The sequence below is a fragment of the Erythrobacter epiphyticus genome, from assembly GCF_034653295.1.
Taxonomy (GTDB): domain Bacteria; phylum Pseudomonadota; class Alphaproteobacteria; order Sphingomonadales; family Sphingomonadaceae; genus Erythrobacter.
The window spans coordinates 1-1,489 of the sequence record NZ_JAYEEU010000024.1 but is presented as its reverse complement, the minus strand read 5'-3'; the positions used below and the strand labels follow the sequence as shown (position 1 = coordinate 1,489).

General features: G+C 60.6%; 1 tRNA gene and 2 pseudogenes. 1 reads left to right on the top strand and 2 read right to left on the bottom strand.

The features are described 5' to 3' along the window. Positions 1-85: 85 nt before the first annotated feature. A tRNA-Met gene (locus tag SOQ14_RS14260) sits at positions 86-162 on the top strand. A 257-nt stretch (positions 163-419) separates the two neighbouring features. Here SOQ14_RS14260 and SOQ14_RS14255 read toward each other — a convergent pair. Together SOQ14_RS14255 and SOQ14_RS14250 are read right to left on the bottom strand one after the other, a co-directional pair. Further along, positions 420-908: pseudogene (locus SOQ14_RS14255) on the bottom strand (alpha/beta hydrolase family protein); the annotation flags it as partial. A gap of 18 nt (positions 909-926) precedes the next feature. After that, positions 927-1,331: pseudogene (locus SOQ14_RS14250) on the bottom strand (tyrosine-type recombinase/integrase); the annotation flags it as partial. Positions 1,332-1,489 lie beyond the last annotated feature (158 nt).

Sequence of the window (1,489 nt, the reverse complement as noted above, 5' to 3'; positions counted from 1 at the left end):
CGCCCGTGCAGCTTAAAGGCGCGCCTCGTTTGGCGGAATGGCCCACCAGCGAATCCCGGTGTCATGGCACGCCGGATGCCCTTGGGGCGGAGTAGCTCAGTCGGTTAGAGCAGCGGAATCATAATCCGCGTGTCGGGGGTTCGAGTCCCTCCTCCGCTACCAAAAAACCCGGGAAATCCGGGCATTTAAGGCGATGCGGGTTTGTTCTCCCCGGAGCCTTTTACACACACCCTGTAAAAGGTGATCAGCATCAGGCCGGATTTCGTGTCCCGCGAAAGGGCAGCGGTCACCCTTCCCGCACGATGCGGTCCACCATGCTGACCACGACGCGGGCTTCGTCCACGTAGCAGGCTCGAACCTGCGCCACCCGCTTGGCGGTCCAGCCAATTACGCGGGCGATTTCTGCGTCCGCGCAGCCTCTAACGCCAATTGGCAACATGCCGTGCAAACAGGCGGGCAGTTTCAGCGAAAACGATGCGCATGCTGGCTTCCTTACCGAAGACATGCTCTTCTTTGGGAAAGCGGAAATGGCGACAGTTTCCTTTTGAGCGATTGATACCATCGCAAAATTTGTCAAAATCTCCGCCCTTTCTTGGCGCGGCGCTGAACAACAGGATCGGCGCTTTGACACGATCTGCTCTCGTTATGGCCGAGTTAAACGCATAGGCTTCCGGCGCTTCGCTCGGTGATCCACCGAACAAGATGTCTTCGTCGTTTTCATCGCTGTCGGTGGTTCCCATGTCGTCAGGGTAAAAGCTGTTCCATCCTTCCTTGGACACAACAGCCTTGAAGCGGCGGTCATTGCCAGCGATCCAGCTTGCAATCGCGCTGCCCCAGCTGTGGCCCACGAGCGCCAGCCGATCGCGATCGCCAAGACCGCGCCCCACCATCGCGTCGACGCCGCTGAGAATGTCGCTGGCAAAAACGCCCATGAAGCGATGGGTGGCAAWGGCATGGCGCAGCACATGGGGGCTCACTTTTGCCGGATCGAGCCCCGCTCGCAGCGCCAAGGCCTTCACTTGCTGGAACAGGCTGACGCGGGAGAGATGGCCAAGCCGCCCGCGGGAGGGAAACAGGAACCGCGATGCCGGATCGGCAGGCCGCAGTGCCAGCCAGGCCTGCACCGCGGCCAGTGCGCGGTCCCCCACCGGCACCATCCGCGCCTGCCCGCCCTTGCCCATCACAGTCAGGAATGGCGCATCGCGCGGCACCGCATTGCGCGGCAGGGCGACCAACTCGCTCGCGCGCAGACCCGAACCATAGAGCAGTTCAATCAGGGCAAGCAGCCGGACGGCATCGGGCTTGCCGCTCCCCGCTTCCATCTCTGCCCGATCGCAGGATTATGTCTTGCGGGCTCTAGTCGTGGCAATGCTATTTTACAGCCTTCTGATGCTTGTCGAAGTCCGATTGAGCCCACAATTACATACGTGGATCTATGGCTTTTTTCCACATAGCTTCGATCAACAGATTCGGGGCGGCGGATTTAGAC